The sequence below is a fragment of the Pseudomonas sp. SWRI22 genome, from assembly GCF_014268395.2.
Lineage (GTDB): Bacteria > Pseudomonadota > Gammaproteobacteria > Pseudomonadales > Pseudomonadaceae > Aquipseudomonas > Aquipseudomonas paracarnis.
Genome location: NZ_JABWQK020000002.1, coordinates 1,074,725 through 1,091,744, shown reverse-complemented (window position 1 = coordinate 1,091,744; position 17,020 = coordinate 1,074,725). Strand labels below are relative to the sequence as shown.

General features: G+C 58.0%; 10 protein-coding genes and 2 pseudogenes. 4 read left to right on the top strand and 8 right to left on the bottom strand.

Annotation, left to right across the window (positions count from 1 at the left end; translation table 11 throughout):
* Positions 1 to 61: 61 nt before the first annotated feature.
* The 3 genes from feaR to HU730_RS22505 form a co-directional block, all read right to left on the bottom strand.
* Complete coding sequence (feaR, locus tag HU730_RS22515; protein WP_186527067.1) at positions 62 to 997, bottom strand: transcriptional regulator FeaR; 936 nt, start codon at positions 995 to 997, stop codon at positions 62 to 64.
* Between the two features lie 114 nt (positions 998 to 1,111).
* Positions 1,112 to 1,678 (bottom strand): DUF3156 family protein, encoded by a 567-nt coding sequence (locus HU730_RS22510; RefSeq protein ID WP_060763685.1) that lies wholly within the window; start codon positions 1,676 to 1,678, stop codon positions 1,112 to 1,114.
* Entirely contained in the window at positions 1,641 to 3,140 is a 1,500-nt protein-coding gene (locus HU730_RS22505; RefSeq protein ID WP_060763686.1) for an APC family permease, read from the bottom strand. The genes HU730_RS22510 and HU730_RS22505 overlap by 38 nt, the downstream gene beginning before the upstream one ends.
* 216 nt (positions 3,141 to 3,356) lie before the next feature.
* On the opposite strand from HU730_RS22505, the gene HU730_RS22500 reads away from it, so the two are divergent.
* Entirely contained in the window at positions 3,357 to 4,685 is a 1,329-nt protein-coding gene (locus HU730_RS22500) for a hypothetical protein (protein ID WP_186527068.1), read from the top strand.
* 38 nt (positions 4,686 to 4,723) lie between these two features.
* On the opposite strand, the pseudogene HU730_RS22495 reads toward HU730_RS22500, so the two are convergent.
* Both HU730_RS22495 and HU730_RS22490 read right to left on the bottom strand, forming a co-directional pair.
* Positions 4,724 to 5,191: pseudogene (locus HU730_RS22495) on the bottom strand (flavin reductase family protein); the annotation flags it as partial.
* Positions 5,192 to 5,247: 56 nt separating this feature from the next.
* On the bottom strand, positions 5,248 to 6,417 hold the full coding sequence (locus HU730_RS22490; protein ID WP_032901980.1) for a p-hydroxyphenylacetate 3-hydroxylase oxygenase component: 1,170 nt from the start codon (positions 6,415 to 6,417) through the stop codon (positions 5,248 to 5,250).
* A gap of 235 nt (positions 6,418 to 6,652) precedes the next feature.
* On the opposite strand from HU730_RS22490, the gene HU730_RS22485 reads away from it, so the two are divergent.
* Positions 6,653 to 8,140 (top strand): aldehyde dehydrogenase family protein, encoded by a 1,488-nt coding sequence (locus HU730_RS22485; protein WP_186527069.1) that lies wholly within the window; start codon positions 6,653 to 6,655, stop codon positions 8,138 to 8,140.
* 769 nt (positions 8,141 to 8,909) lie between these two features.
* The gene (locus tag HU730_RS22480) at positions 8,910 to 9,179 is read left to right on the top strand and encodes a hypothetical protein (protein ID WP_186527070.1); all 270 of its coding nucleotides are present in this window, start codon (positions 8,910 to 8,912) and stop codon (positions 9,177 to 9,179) included.
* Positions 9,180 to 9,255: 76 nt separating this feature from the next.
* On the opposite strand, the gene HU730_RS22475 is transcribed toward HU730_RS22480, so the two are convergent.
* A complete protein-coding gene (locus tag HU730_RS22475; RefSeq protein ID WP_186527071.1) occupies positions 9,256 to 13,818 on the bottom strand; it encodes an AAA family ATPase in 4,563 nt (1,520 codons plus the stop codon).
* 197 nt (positions 13,819 to 14,015) lie between these two features.
* Positions 14,016 to 14,645, bottom strand: coding sequence for a hypothetical protein (locus HU730_RS22470; protein WP_186527072.1), 630 nt, complete (start codon positions 14,643 to 14,645; stop codon positions 14,016 to 14,018).
* Between the two features lie 1,193 nt (positions 14,646 to 15,838).
* Here HU730_RS22470 and HU730_RS26935 point away from each other — a divergent pair.
* Positions 15,839 to 16,113, top strand: a pseudogene (locus HU730_RS26935) (DUF3077 domain-containing protein).
* A gap of 213 nt (positions 16,114 to 16,326) precedes the next feature.
* Here HU730_RS26935 and HU730_RS22465 read toward each other — a convergent pair.
* Positions 16,327 to 16,731: a Rid family hydrolase gene (locus HU730_RS22465; protein WP_186527073.1), complete on the bottom strand. Its 405-nt coding sequence runs from the start codon at positions 16,729 to 16,731 to the stop codon at positions 16,327 to 16,329.
* Positions 16,732 to 17,020: the final 289 nt, after the last annotated feature.

Genomic DNA, 17,020 nt, shown 5'->3' with positions numbered 1-17,020 from the left:
TGGAGCGGGACGCGGAGCGTCCGGGGCGGCGTTCCCACGCGGAGCGTGGGAACGATCACGCTTACACCGCCTGCAACCGGCTGGAACGAAAATCCTTGGGCGATACTTCGAACTGCTTCTTGAACGAGCGGCTGAAATGCGCCGAGTCGGTAAAACCCCACTTGTAGGCAATCGAGGTGATCGACTCACTGCGCAGGAACGGGTTGGTCAAATCATCCGCACTGCGCTTGAGCCGTGCGCGCTGGATATAGCGGCAGACGCTGTCGTCCTGTTCTTCAAACAGACGGTACAGGTGCCGCACCGAGATATTCAGGCGGTTGGCCAAGCCGATCGGGCTCAGGCCTGGCTGGCTCAGCGACTCATCAATGACTTTTTGTACATAGCTGCGCAGGTTATTGCCGTGCAACGCAGCAACGCCCTCGCGGCACTCGTCGCCCTGCTCCAACGCCGAACCCAACAGAGAGACGAAGGCCGCTTGCAGCGCCTCCACTTGCGTGGCGTCATCGTCGGTATCGTCCTTGCACAGTTGGTCCATCAGCACATGCAGCATGCGCCCACAGGCCTTGGTCGAGGAGATCTTGCCGAAGGCCCGTGCCTGACCGCCAAGGTGCTTGCATACCGCGTTGCGCGACAGGGACAGCGAGGCGTGTTCGATCAGGCCGAAGGGGGTGATTTCGATGGAGCCCACCGAGTCCATCAACAGCATCTCGCCAGGCGCCAGTTGCACGGTCTGCTCATTTTGGGTGATTTGCGAATAGCCGCTGCGCTGGCTGACCAGGAAACATTCCTGGTCGTTGTCATGGTCGGCGTGGTGCGTCGGGCGCTTGATCAGCCCGGCATTGGTGCGCAGGATGGCCAAGCCACGCGGCAGGTTATGGATCTCGCCGATAAACAGCGAACGGTTGAAAGCCAGTTCGGTATCGAAGTGGCCGCACGCGTCGCGCAGTTCGCGGTTCCAGCTGTCGAGCCCGTCGGGTGCATGCTGTGGGATGCTCATTGGGTGTCTCCGCAGTGGCGTTATTCTTGTTGTTCTGGCGCAATAGTTAACATGTTATCTATATGCACGCAACAACAACCTGTTTGCCCTTTGCAGAAGCACTAATGGTGCCAATCAGAGGTCCGACAATACCCGCCGCAATCCGGCCAGTACGACCAAGAGATACCCGCGTTGCTCGGTGCTCAACGCAATGTAGCGCCGGAACGCCGGCATGCGGTTGACCACTTCACTGCCGCCCATATGCTCCAGGCGCACGCACCATTGCTGGTCTTGCAGCTCGATGCGCAGGCGCTTGAAATCCAGCGGCATCAACGCCTGGAACAACACGCTGTCAGCCTGCAAACGCGCCTGCAACTCACGGCCCAGTGCCTGGTTGCCAGCGCGGCGCCGCACATGAATACCGCTGCGCCGGATCGCGCCGCCATGGTGCACCTCGAAGCTGCCAGCGCCACCCGCTGCAGCAGGAACGCGCAGGACACATTCGGTCAGCACCAGGTGCATCAACAACTGAGACTCGGTGCGCTCGACAATCTCGAAGGCCACACCGCCCACTTCAAGGCTTGCCAGGCCCAGGTCACGCCGCAGGTGGGCCAGGGTCACCCCCGGCCGATACCCGCTGGGTGCGCGGTCAGCACGAAACAGCTCAAACAGTTTTTGCCGCAAGGTCGCTATAACCCTCATGGGCGTGCCCCGGTTCGTGATTGAATTCCTTGGCCAACACCTCTTCCACGCAGGCGGGCTTGAAGGGGTTGACCTTCTGCACCACCAGGGTCCAGAACAGCGCATAGGTGGCCGTCACGCCGAGCATCACGCCAAACGGCACATAAATGTCAGCCGGGTTCATGCCTGGCGGAGTGATAAACCACATGCCCAGCAGGATGCCGATGCTGGAGACGATCTGCGGCAGCGGGAACCACGGCGAGCGATAGGCCCGAGGCAAGTCCGGACGCCGAATGCGCAGGATCACCACCGACAGCGTCACCAACAGGTAAGCAAAACTCCACGCGCACACCGCCGCCAGCACCAGGTGCATGATGTTGTCGGTGTTGCCGCCCAGGTACAGCGCATGCAGGCACGGAATCAACATGGCCACCAGGATGCACAACAGCGGCGTCTTGAAACGCGGGTGCAGGTAGGTGAACACCTTGGGCAAGGCGCCATCCACCGCCATGCCATAGAGGATGCGCGGCACGCCGGCCATCAGGGTATTGATGGTCGCAGCGCCAGCGAACAGAAAGCCGATACCCAGCCACAACGGGCCGATCTGCCCCATTACCTGTTCGGCAAATCGGGGGATGGCCATGGGTGTGTCCAGCAGGTGCACGCCGGACGCGGCGTCGAGCACGACGTTTTCCACCTGGCGTTTCATCGCCGCGCCATAGATGAACATGCAGGTGGCCACGCCCATCAGCCCGAGCATCATCGCCCGTGGCATCACCTTGGCCGATTGGCGCAGGTCCGGCGCCAGCGGGGTGACGAACTCGCAACCCACGAACATGAACATCGCCATGCCCACCAGCGACAGCACGGTGACCAGGTCGGTGCCTACCAGCGACTCACCGAACCAGCCCTCCAATTGCACCGCCGGCGCGGCGACCAGGCCCAGTACGCCGAACACCATCAGGGTGGTCCACATGCCGAAGGTCAGGATGATCTCGGCGCGGCCAAATGCGCTGACGCCAAAGGCGTTCAGCACGCCGAACACCAGTACGAAACCGACGCCCAGCAACCACGAGCCGCCGGCCGACTCTGCCAGGGTGTTGAGGTGTTCGAAGTTCACCAGGGCCATGACGCCGGCGAGGATGGTTTCGGCGGTGCCGGCGAACACATGCACGATCAGGTAGGCCGACAAGGTCCCGGTGATCGCAAAGAACCGGCCCATGCCGCAGTTGATGTAGTCGTACACCGAACCGGTGGTGGGCAGCATCGAGGCGGCCTCGGCGAAAGTCGTCGCCTGGGCCAGCATCATCACCACTGCGATCAGCATCGCCAGGGCAAACGCGCTGCCACCGATGCCAAAACCCATCGTGGCGGTGAGAATCACCGGGCTGGCCATGATCAGGCCGATGGTGCTGGCCAACGCAGTGGGAAAACCTACCGTACCCCGGTTGAGGTGTGCGGTGAGTCGGTCGTTGATCGACATGGAGGGGTCCTCGAAGCGGTTTTTTTAATGTGTCGGCACTCTGCGCCCCACTCCCGTTGATCGTCTTGCCCCTGTCTGCCGCCGGTTTTGTTGCTGCCTGCCAAGGCCTGCTGCCTGGCGGCCAGAGTCAATTGTCTGGCACGCAGGGAAAAGACTTGGCCTCACACCGCTCGCCCTAATGCGCCCTCACTCTTAACCAAGATGGGGGCAATAACAATGGAGCACACACTGAAAAACCGCTGCCTGCGCCAGACGGTCGGCCTGGGCGTGGCACTGTTGGTGGGCCAGGCGCAGGCCATCGAGTTGTATGCGGACGCCGACACCCAGGTCACCGGCAACTTCCTCGCCGTGTACGGTATGTTCAACAGCCCGAAGAACTACGATGGGCGCAGCGGCGGCTCCACTTGGCGTGAGGCGTTCATCAAGTACGGTCTGAGCGTCGAACAGCGCCTGGGCAACCTGGGCGGTGTGTATGGCACGGCCAACCTGGTGAGTTCCGGTACCTGGGGCGACGGCGATGCGGCCGGATTGACCAACGGCACCGAGCGCACCACCAAGTTTGACGAAGCCTTCGCCGGCTGGCGGTCTGGCGAGTTGTTACCGGCGCTGGGCAAGGACGGCCTGGACCTGTCGTTCGGTCGCCAGATCATCATGCTCGGCGACGGTTTTATCCTTAACGACGACGGCCCCAACCTGGGCAATGGCGTCGGCGACGGCGACGGCGAGTTCAATCGCGGCGGCGCCTACTACATCGCCGCACGCCATGCCTTCGATAAGACGGCGGTGATTCGCCTGGGCGGCAAGGACGGTGTGCACGGCAGCCTGATGTGGATCAAGTCCGACAACCGCGCCCAAGCCCTCACCGAAATGGCCGCCGGCACCCTGGAATACAGTGCCGCGCCGGGCACCCTGGGGCTGACCTACATTCACGGCATCGATGTGGATGAGCGCTTCGCCACCGACCTGCAGCGCCAGCGCAAAGGCATGAACCTCTACAGCCTGCGCGGCACCGGCAATGCCGGTATCGACAACGCGCACTTCGCCTTCGAACTGGCGCGCCAAAGCCGTCGCGACGGCCAGGAAAATGCCGGTTACGCCGAAGCCGGCTACACCTTCGCCAACCTGCCGTGGTCCCCGGACCTGACCTACCGCTACGCCCGTTATTCGAAGAACTGGGACGGCATGTTCTCAGGCTTCAACCGTGGCTACGGCACCTGGGTGCAGGGCGAAGTGGCGGGCAACTATTCCGGCCCCTTCAACAGTAATACCGCCGTGCAGCACGTGGCGCTCAAGGTCAAACCACTGGAGAACGTCACCCTGGGGGCGCTGTTCTTCGACTACAACACCGTCAGTACGCGCGGCCAATTGAACCTGGATGGCCGCGAACTGGACCTGTATGCCGAATGGGCCGTCAACGAGCACCTGATCATCACGCCGCTGCTGGGCCTGTACAAACCCGATAAATCAGCCGATACCGGTGGCAATCAGGTCGGCGGCAACGGCACCAATGTCTACAGCCAACTGGTGGTCGCCGTGCCGTTCTAAACTGCTTCGGGCGCGCAGGGAGGCAGCGCCCGGACCTCGGCATAGGCGCCCTGATGATAGAGCAGCGGCGCACGGCCAAAATCATCGAAGGCCACCACCTTGCCGATCATGATCCAATGGTCGCCGCCGTCCACCTGCTGGTATTTCTCGCAGTGAAAACGCGCCGAGCAATCGGCGAATACCGGCGAGCCACCCTCCCCCGGCTCGTACTCGATCAGGGCGAAGCGGTCTTCACGGGGGCGGGCAAAATTGTTCGACAGGTGCACCTGGTCCGCCGCCAAGACATTCACGGCAAAGTGGCTGGCCTCCTCGAACACGGCATGGCTGTTGGAGCGCTTGTCAATGCTCCACAGCACCAGCGGCGGGTCGAGGGATACCGAGTTGAAACTGTTGGCCGTCACGCCCACCTTGCGCCCGGAGGCGGTGGCGGCGGTGACCACGGTCACGCCAGTGGCAAAATTGCCCAAGGCGCGACGAAAGGCCCGTGGGTCGAATACGTCAGACATGCAAGACTCCCGGGTGGCCTCTATGGGCCGCCCTGATTGTTGTAGGGAAAACGCAGCTACACCATGCTCGGGTCGGGCTCCAGGCCCATCAGCTCACGGCCAAGGATCTGCGCGCACACGTCATAGTCGGTGTAGGCATGCGCGCCGGTCATGTGGGCATCGCGGAACAGGCGCTGCATTTCGTTGTGTTCGAACCAGGCATTGCCACCGGCGGCGGCGAACAGCCGGTCTACCGCTTCGATGCACATCTTGGTGGCGTAGGCCTGGTTGGTGCGCCAGAACGCCAGGGTTTCTCGCGCTGGGTAGCGGTGGGCGGCGCTGTGTTCGGCGTGGTCTTGCCAGGTCTTCTCCAAAAACGCCCGAGCAGCGGCCACCTGGTGGGTGGACTCGGCCAGGCGCATCAGCGCCGGGGTCGCTGCGCCGACGGCGGCACCGGTATAGGCGCGCACACGGTTTTTGGTTTTTTCGCGGAACACCTCCAGCATGCGCTCGGCCACGCCGAGGCTGACGGTGGAAAAACCACTGGCGAAATACGGCCGGTACGGCGCGTAAAAAATCTGGCTGTCTGGGTAGAGACCAAAGCCTGCGGACTTGCCTTCCATCATGTCCTTGGCCTTCTGGATCCGGTGCTCGGGCACCCAGGCGTTGTCGATGATCAGGGTCTTGGTGCCGCTGCCTTTCATGCCGGCCGCGAACCAGTCATCGCGGATCTGATAGTCACTGCGCGGCAGCACGGCAAAGCAGTAATCCTGGGTACCTTCGGCATTCTGGCGACGGCAGCCGACAATCGCCCACTCGCCATGGTCACAGCCGCTGCTCCAGCCCATCTCACCACTGAAGTACACGCCGCCCTCGCCCTCGGTCACCCGGCCGAACGGCGCAATACTGCTGCTGGCCGTGGCATCCGGGTTGGCGCCCCAGATCTCCTCCTGCAACTGCGCCGAGAACAGCGCCAGTTGATGGCTATGGGTACACAACAAACTCATGGCCCAGGCGGTGCTGGCGCAACTGCCGGCGAGCAAGGCGATGCAGTCGGCGAATTCGGGCAGCGACAGTTCCAGGCCACCGAATGCCTTGGGCTGGAAGGCGCGGTGCAGGCCGATGCTTTTGAGCAGCGCGATATTCTCATCCGGCACCTGGCGAAGCTGTTCGGCACGGCTGGCGTTCGCGGCAATGGCAGGCAGAAGAGGCTTGAGGTCTTCGAGGAGCGGGTTTGGCTTTTTCATGGACGGCCCTGCTTATTATTGGAAGTCCGGCAGGCGCTCCGAATCGTGGAACGGCGCGGGATGCAGGGCCAGTATCAAACGGGTCGTGCAGGCGGGAAATGCACGTTCGGCAGGCAAGCTTGTACTTTTCACAAGCACGGCAGGCACAGACATAAAAGCTGGCAGGCACAGTCAAGCCGCTTATCAGTGCGTTGGTTAACCTCGGGGTTTCTTTGTGAACTGCCAGGAACCTGCCATGAGCGATATCCCGTTGCTGCCTCAAGTGGAAGCCTTTTTGCGTCGCCGCCATGGGCTGTTTATCGAAGGCGCCAGTGTGCACAGCCACACCGACGCACGCCTGAGCGTGACCAACCCCGCCACCGGCCAGGTGATCGCCGACGTGGCCGATGCTGACCTGGCGGATATCGACGCTGCGGTCGCTTCTGCCAACCGTGGTTTTCAGCTGTGGTCCCAGGCTGCGCCCGCCATCCGTGGCAACGTGCTGCTGAAACTGGCCGACCTGCTGGAACAGCACCGCGAAGAACTGGCGCAGATCGAAACCTGTCAGTCGGGCAAGATCATCCAGATTTCCCGCGCCTTTGAGGTCGACCAGGCCGCGCACTTCCTGCGCTACTACGCAGGCTGGGCCACCAAGCTCAGCGGCCAGACCCTAACGCCCTCCCTGCCTTCGTTCAATGGCGAGCGTTACACCGCCTTCACCTTGCGCGAACCGGTGGGCGTGGTGGTAGGCATTGTGCCGTGGAATTTCTCGACCATGATCGCCATCTGGAAGCTGGCCTCGGCGCTGGTGACCGGCTGCAGCATCATCATCAAGCCCAGCGAATTCACGCCGCTGACCCTGTTGCGCATCGCCGAACTGGCCATCGACGCCGGCTTGCCGGCGGGGGTGCTCAACGTGCTGACCGGCGGCGGCCATGTCGGCAAGGGGCTGGTGGAACACCCCGGCACGCACAAGGTGTCCTTCACCGGCTCAGTACCCACCGGTATTGCAGTAGGCCGCAGTGCCATGGGCGCCGGGCTGACCCGCGCGACCCTGGAACTGGGTGGCAAGAACGCCGCCGGCTTCCTGCCGGATATGGATGTAGACAAGGCTGTGGATGGCATTATCGAAGCGGGCTTCCTGCACTCGGGGCAAATCTGCGCAGCGGCCGAACGCTTCTTCGTGCACCGCTCACAGATCGATGCCGTGCTGGAAAAACTCAAGGCGCGTCTCAGCCGCCTGACCATCGGCTCACCCCTGGATGACCACACCGACTTCGGCCCCGTGACCCACCAGCAACACCAACACAAACTGCTCGGCTACTTCAACCAGGCCCGCACCGAAAACAACACGATCATCCACGGGGGCCACCTCATCGACCGTCCCGGCTGCTACGTCGAACCCACCGTGATCCTGGCCAACCACCTGTACGACACCCTGCTCAACGAAGAAACCTTCGGCCCCATCGCCACCTTCCTGCCCTACGACGATGAAGACGAACTGCTGGCGCTGATGAACCACGGGCCCTACGGGTTGAGTGCCAGCCTATGGACCAACGACCTGGGCAAGGCCCTGCGCATGATCCCGGCGATCAAGGCAGGCACCTTGTGGGTGAACATGCACACCCTGCTCGACCCGGCGGTGCCGTTTGGCGGCAGCCGGTCTTCGGGGGTTGGGCGGGAGTTTGGCAGTGCGTTTATCGAGGATTACACCGAGCTTAAGTCGGTGATGATTCGGTATTGATTGGGGGCAGTGCAAGCTTGGACTTGATAGGTGTCGAGTGTACGTCAGACCCAATGTGGGAGGGGGGCTTGCCCCCGATGACGGTGGGTCAGTCACAGATGTATTGACTGACACGATCTCATCGGAGGCAAGCCGTACCGGACAACCTCATGGAGCTGGTCGAGCGCAGTAATATTTTCATCGCCATTGGACATGCGCTGTTCCCATTGCTCCATAGCCAGACGCTGAGGCATCCGTACTTTCCTCCTCTGTCAACGCCGTGTCCTGCATCACACGGGTTCAATGCCGGAATTATCACCTTTGAGTACCAAAGTGACCGTACAAAAATTGTTTTTTGAATCAACCGACGAGCAGCGCCATCCTTACCAAAATGAGGCGCCGCCGCCGACGCGATGGCAACTGTTTCTCCACAGCAGATCGGGTGTGTAATCCACGGCAACAATGAGCAATGCCTGCTGCGGTTTGTGTGACGCAGGCATGCGCTATTGTCGTAGTACCAGCTTCACTACAACGGAATCATTGGCTTACTGTCGCAATTCGACTATCTGGTCAGCACCTACATCGCCATTCACGGCGGACTCCCGTTCGAGGTCGCGACCATCATCTGCGCAGCACAACCGCCAACAGCGAACGCGAAGCTCATCGGCTTGGTAATCGCCCCTCATCTGCTCCAACAGCAGCCTGCCACTACCCTGGCTACGCTGGCGCGCCTTCGCTCAGTAGCCTAACGCGCCCGCAACTCTGGGCGCTATGGGCGAAACAATAGGGCATGGCGTCAGCAATACCGCTCAGTGAGCTTGAGCATTTCTACTATGTGATAGAGGCGGTGAAGGCTGGATTGGGCATAAGCGTGATCCTCTGGCCGCTGGTGATGGATGATCTGCAACAAGGTCAATTGCTTGCCCCCTTTTGCTTTATCGGTAGTGGCCAGTCCTATGTGGAAGTAAGACGGCAGACGTGTTCGGCACGCGCCGAGCACTTTTGCGTATGGCTGGTCAGCGAGGCGCGGGCGACGCCTGTGCCGGGCGACACCAGCTAGCTGACAACGCCGGATAGCCCGAGCCACTCGTCAAGCGTAGAGGTCATTAGCTAGCGACTACCCCACCCTACCGCACTCAAGGCCTCTCCGCAGCAGCCAGCCAATCGCCGATACCTGAAACGCCAAGAGATAACAGTTCATCTTGCGCTGAAACGACTCGTTGCAACATTGCGCCTCCATCCACCTCTTCCCACTCCTCTGCTTCTGCAAATAATTGCGTAAGCAACTGGGTGAGATTTCCTCCGCGGTCATACATATGCGCGCCCTTACCTCGCACATAGGCGAGATACAGTTCGAAGACCACAAGCGCCTCTCCAGCGTCTCGTTGCGCAGTGACGCTTAACCACTCATCAAGCCCATGAATGTATGCACCGACACCACTGCTACCCATCTCACGCACGGAGAAGTAACGACGTACAAGATCAGAAGGTATGCCCGTTACATCACTACAAAACAATTGTCCCACTCGCTGCCCAATAACATCTGAATGCGTATTGAGTGACAACCCATAGTCGAGTCCAGCAATGCACTGCGCTCTGTACCGGGCAAAATTCTGGGCGTTCGCCCAAACGGCTGAAGCCCCCTGCCATCCGGCAGCATCATCTATCTCAGACAGCTCAAGCATCAGCTCCGAAGTCCGGCCAACATCCGACAAGGCGGCCAAAGCAGATATTCGCCCCCAGGTCTCAAAATCTTTACCCACCCCCTCCAAACGAAGTCGCGCCAACCATTTAGAAACTCTCTCAAAATCAGTGCGATAGGAGTAATAAAGACATTGCTCCGCCCCTCCCCAAAGTCCCGAGGTATTGCCTTTCATACATCGATCGAACAATTCCCAGCCTATACCGGAGTCCAGACTCTGCAGATACGCCAAACGCCGGAGTATCACGGCGGCAATAGCCGGATCACCTTCATCAGCAAAGTCGAACAAAAGACGCAGCAATGAATCAGGCAGCGCATTACCACTCTTCAGAAAGTTGATGGTCAAAATCACCAATGCCTCGGCAATATGACCGCGAGCCATATTTATTCCAACGTCGAGATGATCAACCCCATCACCGCTGATAGAAGCTTCTTCTCGCATTGTCAAAAAACATGTAGCAAATTTTATCATCCGTTGAGCTTGGTCAGCATCTTCGACCACATTGGCACATGCGTTGAGGGCGTTAGAAGCCGCGCGATTGTGCTGCCAATACTCTGAGTTAAGTCCAAGCTCGTGAATAACTTTCCCAGCCAATGAGGCTCCATCTATAGTTACAAATGGCGTCCAAGAATCCCCTGATTGCAAATTGCCGTGAAGATGGGCCAAGCAATTGCCCGCACCACTCATAATTGCATCGCGAAAAACTGACGAAAGATCAGCCCAGCTGTCCGTCATAATCCCCAGGAAACGATCAGGGTCACGGGACGCTGCCTCCCGCAGCATTGAAGCCACCTCACCTTCACCACCGACCAAGTGCTCCTCGAAAGCACGCTGATATCCGGTGTAATGCATAAGAAGCTGCAACACTCCGCGATCACTGATTTCAAGGAATACGCTATATGGGAAAGGCGCCGTAACCATCCCGCTCCAAGCCTGAATTGGGGGTCCTTCATTAAGGACGCCTTCGCGCTCAATTGCATCATCAAGTAAAAGCTGAGCACCGGCGGGTCGCAGATGACATGGAATGCACGCAATCAACCGCGCCTGTACCCCGTTTGCCCATAAAACCTCTCGCTCATCTCGTTCAATACCCTCGGTAATCGCGAATAATGCCGCCACCACAGAGTCCTGCTGACTTGAGTCAAAATGCACAAACGCGACCTTGGCAAGACAGCCAAGCTCGTATAAAAACTCACACTCCACCAGCGGCTCGATACAAAATAGCCGAGCAGCAATTTCAGAATTGGTAGACGGGTTTTCTATACAAGCCATTAATCCAAAGTAGCGCAGAGCTCCCTCATGATTAAAACAGAGGCGTTCCCGATTGCTTCGCCACCACTCTGAGTCAATTGAGGCATGACTGAGCACAGCCCCTTCGACCGCCCTCAATAGTAAATGCATAGAATCTTCATGCTGAAAATCACTGTGGGACCGGATTGCTCGGTGAGAAGTGCTCCGCAAAAAACCCGAGCTTCCAGCAGCCCAATCGCCGATTTCAGATATTCGAATTTGGCTCCAACCTTCTATAGAAGGTATTGCAATATTCAACAGGTCCACTGAAGACTTCATGCGCTCGGCGATGTAATTTTTACATTCGGCACCGAACTCATGATCCCGCCACCTTAGCTTGGTGCCAAAATGATGAAGCTCTCGCACGTCATCCTCTGTCACATCACCCGTAATGAATGCCCAAAGTACATCATCTGATAAGACGCCAGCGCCAACGCAACGTGCGATAGAACGTCCTAGGTAGCTGTACTCCTGTATAGGCATACGGAGCAGCGCCTCAACCAACTTACCCGTAAGAGCGGCATGTTCAGACGCTACATCGGATAGCAAGAAGCCCAGTCCGCCAGCGACAAGCCCTCTATCCATCCAGTCCGCCTCAAGCAACTCAGTCCAGAAAGGCAATATTAGTGATGGAGCGTGATTCACCCACAATGAAGATCTGTGCAAATGCGTCATCAGGCCTTCTTGGTCGCGCTCCGCCCTCAGCAGAGGCACTAAATGCGCGAACCAGAACGCCCCCCACTCCATCGCTTTGCCTCGCAAATAGATGATCTGAAACACATCTTTGTAATCTCGGCGGAGATCGCGAAGCATCGGCCAGTCATCACTATGGGGCGGCCGGTCAGCGAATGACTCCGCGACCAATCGACGCATATGGAATGGGCACTGCCCCATGAGAACAGCCCGCAACTGAGTTCGAAACAATCGGCGATCACCAGCAGCCAACTGCGCCACGAAACTTCGGATAGTTGGTCTGACAAATGGTACAGGTGACAAGCTCTGAATGAACTCATTCAACGTCACCCCCCTTCGAATCGCTGAGCTGATCACTAGCACATCAAGCAACGTCTGGTGACCAAACCCGACTCGCCCATCCATAGCCTGGTGCAGCACGTTGTGACTGAGTAGCACACGCAAAACACCCTGGGAGCCGCTGAATCGCTGCGCAGGAATAGTGAGGCTGCGGGTCCGGAGCATCTCGTCGGCAACTGACTCTATCGCTTCAAGCGCTGTGATGCCCAAATTCGCATCAGCATGAACCAGTGTATCCAGATACCGTTGCGCCAGCGCCTGACTAGTTACAACGCTAAACCCACCCCCCCATTGTGCTAGCTCAATAAAAATTGCAAGTTCACGGGGATTCGAGATGAGTTGACGCGTTGGCGCATCCACCCCAAAAATATCAATGCCGAGCGACTGTAGCAATGGAGATACGTCACAGTTCCAATCCAGGGGCTGACAAGCTAACTCGCACTCCCATACTCGCGACGCCAAACGGCGGTCATAGCGCCTATCAAAATCACGACAGGCTGTCAGCACTGTCACGTTGCTGATCAATAACAACCTATCGATCTGTGCCAGGAAATACGTCAACGCCGCGTGCTCCCGCGAGATCGACAATACATCAAGAGAATCAATAACAATGGCGACCCGAGCATTGTCTGCAAGACGTGCAACCTTTTCCACCCAGTCCTCGTACAGGCCCTGAGCGTGGCGGTCTTGGGCCGTTGCAAGGTCAGCAAACTCTCGGGACTGTATGAATAGAGGCACTATAGAACCGTCACCCTCAGCCAGGAGTTCCAGTGCTTCTTGCACTGCCAGAAGAGCGCAGGTTTTCCCCGCCCCAGGCAGCCCGGTGAGCAGTATTGAGCGCTTTCCGTTATCGATGGCAGAAAGCATGTCGTCAACAACACGAATTGGGAGCCGCCTCCCACCCATCTCGCGCCGCCAATTCCTACCGATAGCAGAAATTTCATCGAGAGAGGCACGAACCTCAGACACGTTCATATGCGGCGCGAGCATCGACCCTGATTGCTGAAGCAGGCCGAGAAGGTCCTCTTTTGTCAAACGATGTTGAACTGACGCCGCCTGTGAATCACGCGAGGGCATTCGTGAACCCAACTGATCGAGCCGGTACCAAAGTGCATCGTAAGCGGCCTCCGCATTGGTTGCCAGAATGCGAAGCCGCTCGAGCAACGACTCTTCCAAATCGTTGAAATCATTTGTGTTATGGAAAGTTGTGCGACGTAGAAAGTCATACGTGCGAAGCGATACAGCGGCATTAAACGTAGCACTTAAAGAAGCATCGATTGTCGCGTGCTCGTTCGTAAGGCTGTTCCGGTAGCTGCTCTCATCAGGCTGCGTTGCGCAATGCTCTCGCAGCTTAGCAATATGACCAAACGTACCGCGCGAATAGAAACGCACCACTGTGTTCAGATCCCCCACCAACAGGCGAGAAGCCTTCTCGAACTCACCGGACAGATCAGCAACCGTCCAAGGTTTGAAATCCGGCTGGTTCTTCTTGCATTGACAGCAAATGATTGAACCGTCGGACTTTCCGACAACCACGTCATCCACCAACCAACGAGTGGAGTCGACCTCCAGCCACTCATAGTCGGCGTCGGATAGCATCGAAATGGCAAACCACATAGCAATCAGCGTCTGATAGCTATCCCCTCGATTTGAACGAATACCTGAAAGACTCATTAGCCACCTAAAAAGGCAATAGAACGTGAAAGAGCCAGCTCAAGTGGTGGACAATGCCGACATTCAACAATGCCGTAACATAAAAAACGCAGGTCCGCTGCTTCCGAGCGTAGACGCATAAATCACAAGAGGTCGATATGTGACAACCTCCTCAATGCCCAGAACATTGAATGCTCCGGGCAGTGAGGATCATAGATTTAACGAGGCGACCAGTTAGTCTGTCCAATGGAGATCATTTCGTTCGTCCGCCCATAGCGCGCTTTCAAAATCGCGGAAATCCCAAGATCAACCGTGTCCAGATGCGGCAGCATCATCGAAACATACGTCTCAAACGTCGGATGTTTGGTCCAGTAGCCAGACTCAATCGCCGAGCGAAGAGACCGATCAAACCAACCCCGAGTGACCATGAGCAAACCTAAGATGCGATCCTCTTCATGTTCGCCATTGGTCATTAGATGGTAACCGTCCGTTTTCATACGCTCGCGCTGCACGTATGTCCCTGGCCGGTACCCCAACTCTTCTTCAGCTTCCATAAAAAGCTCATGGATCTCTCGATGCGTTTTCTGATCAGGCTTGTGATCGGACGCGAAGCGAAAGTCACAGTATCGGCAGTGGCTCACACCTTGATGTCCATCCGGCGTATCAATATGCTGACTGATTGTGCGGTCAAACCAACGGCTCAGCTCATGATAGTTCCGCGCACCACAAATCTCGACGGCAGCCTTATCGAGGCGCTTGCCGTGAGAAAGATCAGGGAAGTCGATTCTGAGTTGCTTAGCGTGGCGCTTGACGCGGTGAACATCAGCAAAAGTGATGGTGTTTTGCATTTCAGCCTCCGGGGCCGGGCCTAGTGTCCACTACGAGAACCCAATACAGGGCGGTTGGTACTGTCACGGTAGAGCGCGAGCTTTGCCATTAGTGGACGGCTGGCACCTACCGGGTGCCTTGATTGAATCCTATGTCATTCGCTCCGCAGACCGCAAGCACAGCGGGCTGAGAGCCAGAAGAGCAACTGTTCGGTGGTTGATTCAATGCTTCCGCATCTGGGCTGCACGGTAAGCAACCTAAGAGCGCTAGGCGCAAAAATGTAACCCTATGCGTCGACCGACTTAGCCATCAGACGCCCCACCACTGTCGTCTCTGGCCCGAGCGCGTTTTGCTGCTTCGCAAATCCCCGACATTGGTCGCCATTCTGCTGACTCGAACGCAGCCGTTCGTTGGATGATACCCACGACAGCTACCGGCACCTGCCTCATGACCCCCAACACAGCCGTTCAATCAAGGAACCCATTCAATGCGTCCACTTTTCATGCAGGGTATCGATCATATGACAGCGACCTTCCCCTTTGACAAAAGCCTATTCCCACCCGATTGAAGCGGCGATCCGTTGGAGTGATTCACACCGCTCAGAAGCCTTTATCCTAGCCCAACTTGGCGAGCGTCTACGCTCGACCGAAGATGACTTCCCCGCTGGCCGAAGCTGTATTTGAGCAGCGAACGACTCTACTGCAAGCTTTACAACGGCGAGCTACCCTTAGGCAAGCGCGGTGTGGTCTGTAAGGACCTGAGCCTGGCCGACGCCCGGAGTTGACGCCCCTCCTACATTTTGATCGCATTGCATCAGCGAGACAGCTGTCGTTTCAGCCCTCCAGCGGCCGCACTTCAATCTCGATCAACCTTCCGGCAATGGCCACCCGCTGACGTTGATCCACGCTGCGAGCTTGTCAGACCCCTCTTACATAAACTTCGGGTTGCGTCCGATGAGCCTCGCCGCTAACCTTCGCGGGTCGCTGCAAAATCAGCGGACGGGTGTGGAAGCCCGAACTCTCCAGGCGTATAAGCGCCCATAGCCTTAGCGGGCGCTTTTTTCATGCTCGCTATAAAGTGTTATGGCGGCTGTGCGCGGGGCATTTTCGAGTGCGCCGGGGTCCTGGAGTCCGGTCTTCCACACCTGCGTACAGTCGCCACCCCATCATGTGGAAGTGATTGTGGCGGCTCCTCTAACTCCAGGAGCAACCGTATGAAAAAAGTCACACCCAATCCCCCGTCATCAACTTCGGATGACGACCCACAACTACCTCCCGATGTCATCTTCACCGTCCGCCCCGGACTCAGCACGGAAGCCGCCTTGAGCAATGCCAGCGAAATGCTGGAGTCAGCGACTGTTGTGCCTACGACTGTGCCGAACAGCTCGATGGTCAGAGCCGCAAGCACGTGCTGGCGGTGGTGCAGCTGATCGAGATTGCGCAGTTGCTGGTCGATGAAGCGCTGAACCGGGAATGCCCGGTGGCCTGATGAAAAAACGCAAATTCATCAAGCAATAACGTTCCTATGTGGGAAGGGGCTTGCTCCCGATGAGGTAGTGTCAATCAATACATCTGTGACTGACCCACCGCCATCGGGGGCAAGTCGAATCGTCGCACCGCCCATCCCACATTTTGATCGGATTGCATCAGTGAGATAGCTGTCTTTGTCAGCCACTACTTGCTGCTTTCAAAAAGCGCTCGCCTAACTGAACGGAACCACCGCCTCTGCCTCCACCTCGATCAACCATTCCGGCAACGACAACCCACTGACCATAATCCACGAAGACGGCGGCGGGTTGTGTGCGAAGCGCTGACGCAGAGCTTCAGCAATCGGTTCCTGCTGATCCCGGGCAGACTCGACGATATACAACCGCAGCATGATCACGTGGGACAGATCGCCCCCCACCTCGGCCAGCACCTTTTCGACATTGTCCAACGCCATGACCGTCTGCTCGGCAATGTCTGGGCCCGCCGTGCGCTCTTGGGCATCGACGCCCACCTGCCCGGAAAGCATGATCCGTCGCCCTTGCGGCACTTCCAGGGCCTGGCTGAAACCGTATTGCAGGGAGTTGAATACCGTCGTGGGATTAATGACCTTTCGCTGCATGACCAATCCTTGTTTGTCAGTAGGAAGACAAGGCTAACCCAGAGAAACTGCTCTCGCTGACGGTTCAACATCCAGCAACATGTTCATGGGTGAAGCGCTGGCCTGATGAATAAACGCAAATTCAACAAGCAATGACATCCCACTGTGGGAGGGGGCTTGCTCCCGATGAGGTAGTGTCAGCCAACACATATGTGACTGACCCACCGCCATCGGGAGCAAGCCCCCTCCCACATTTGATCTGATGCACCCGAACCACCGTGTTCGGCGCTGGACGATCACTGCTATCATT

Excerpts from the sequence above, each read along its gene's own strand:
- feaR (WP_186527067.1), bottom strand. The coding sequence starts at position 997 with ATGAGCATCCCACAGCATGCACCCGACGGGCTCGACAGCTGGAACCGC.
- HU730_RS22510 (WP_060763685.1), bottom strand. The coding sequence starts at position 1,678 with ATGAGGGTTATAGCGACCTTGCGGCAAAAACTGTTTGAGCTGTTTCGT.
- HU730_RS22505 (WP_060763686.1), bottom strand. The coding sequence starts at position 3,140 with ATGTCGATCAACGACCGACTCACCGCACACCTCAACCGGGGTACGGTA.
- HU730_RS22500 (WP_186527068.1), top strand. The coding sequence starts at position 3,357 with ATGGAGCACACACTGAAAAACCGCTGCCTGCGCCAGACGGTCGGCCTG.
- HU730_RS22490 (WP_032901980.1), bottom strand. The coding sequence starts at position 6,417 with ATGAAAAAGCCAAACCCGCTCCTCGAAGACCTCAAGCCTCTTCTGCCT.
- HU730_RS22485 (WP_186527069.1), top strand. The coding sequence starts at position 6,653 with ATGAGCGATATCCCGTTGCTGCCTCAAGTGGAAGCCTTTTTGCGTCGC.
- HU730_RS22480 (WP_186527070.1), top strand. The coding sequence starts at position 8,910 with ATGGCGTCAGCAATACCGCTCAGTGAGCTTGAGCATTTCTACTATGTG.
- HU730_RS22475 (WP_186527071.1), bottom strand. The coding sequence starts at position 13,818 with ATGAGTCTTTCAGGTATTCGTTCAAATCGAGGGGATAGCTATCAGACG.
- HU730_RS22470 (WP_186527072.1), bottom strand. The coding sequence starts at position 14,645 with ATGCAAAACACCATCACTTTTGCTGATGTTCACCGCGTCAAGCGCCAC.
- HU730_RS22465 (WP_186527073.1), bottom strand. The coding sequence starts at position 16,731 with ATGCAGCGAAAGGTCATTAATCCCACGACGGTATTCAACTCCCTGCAA.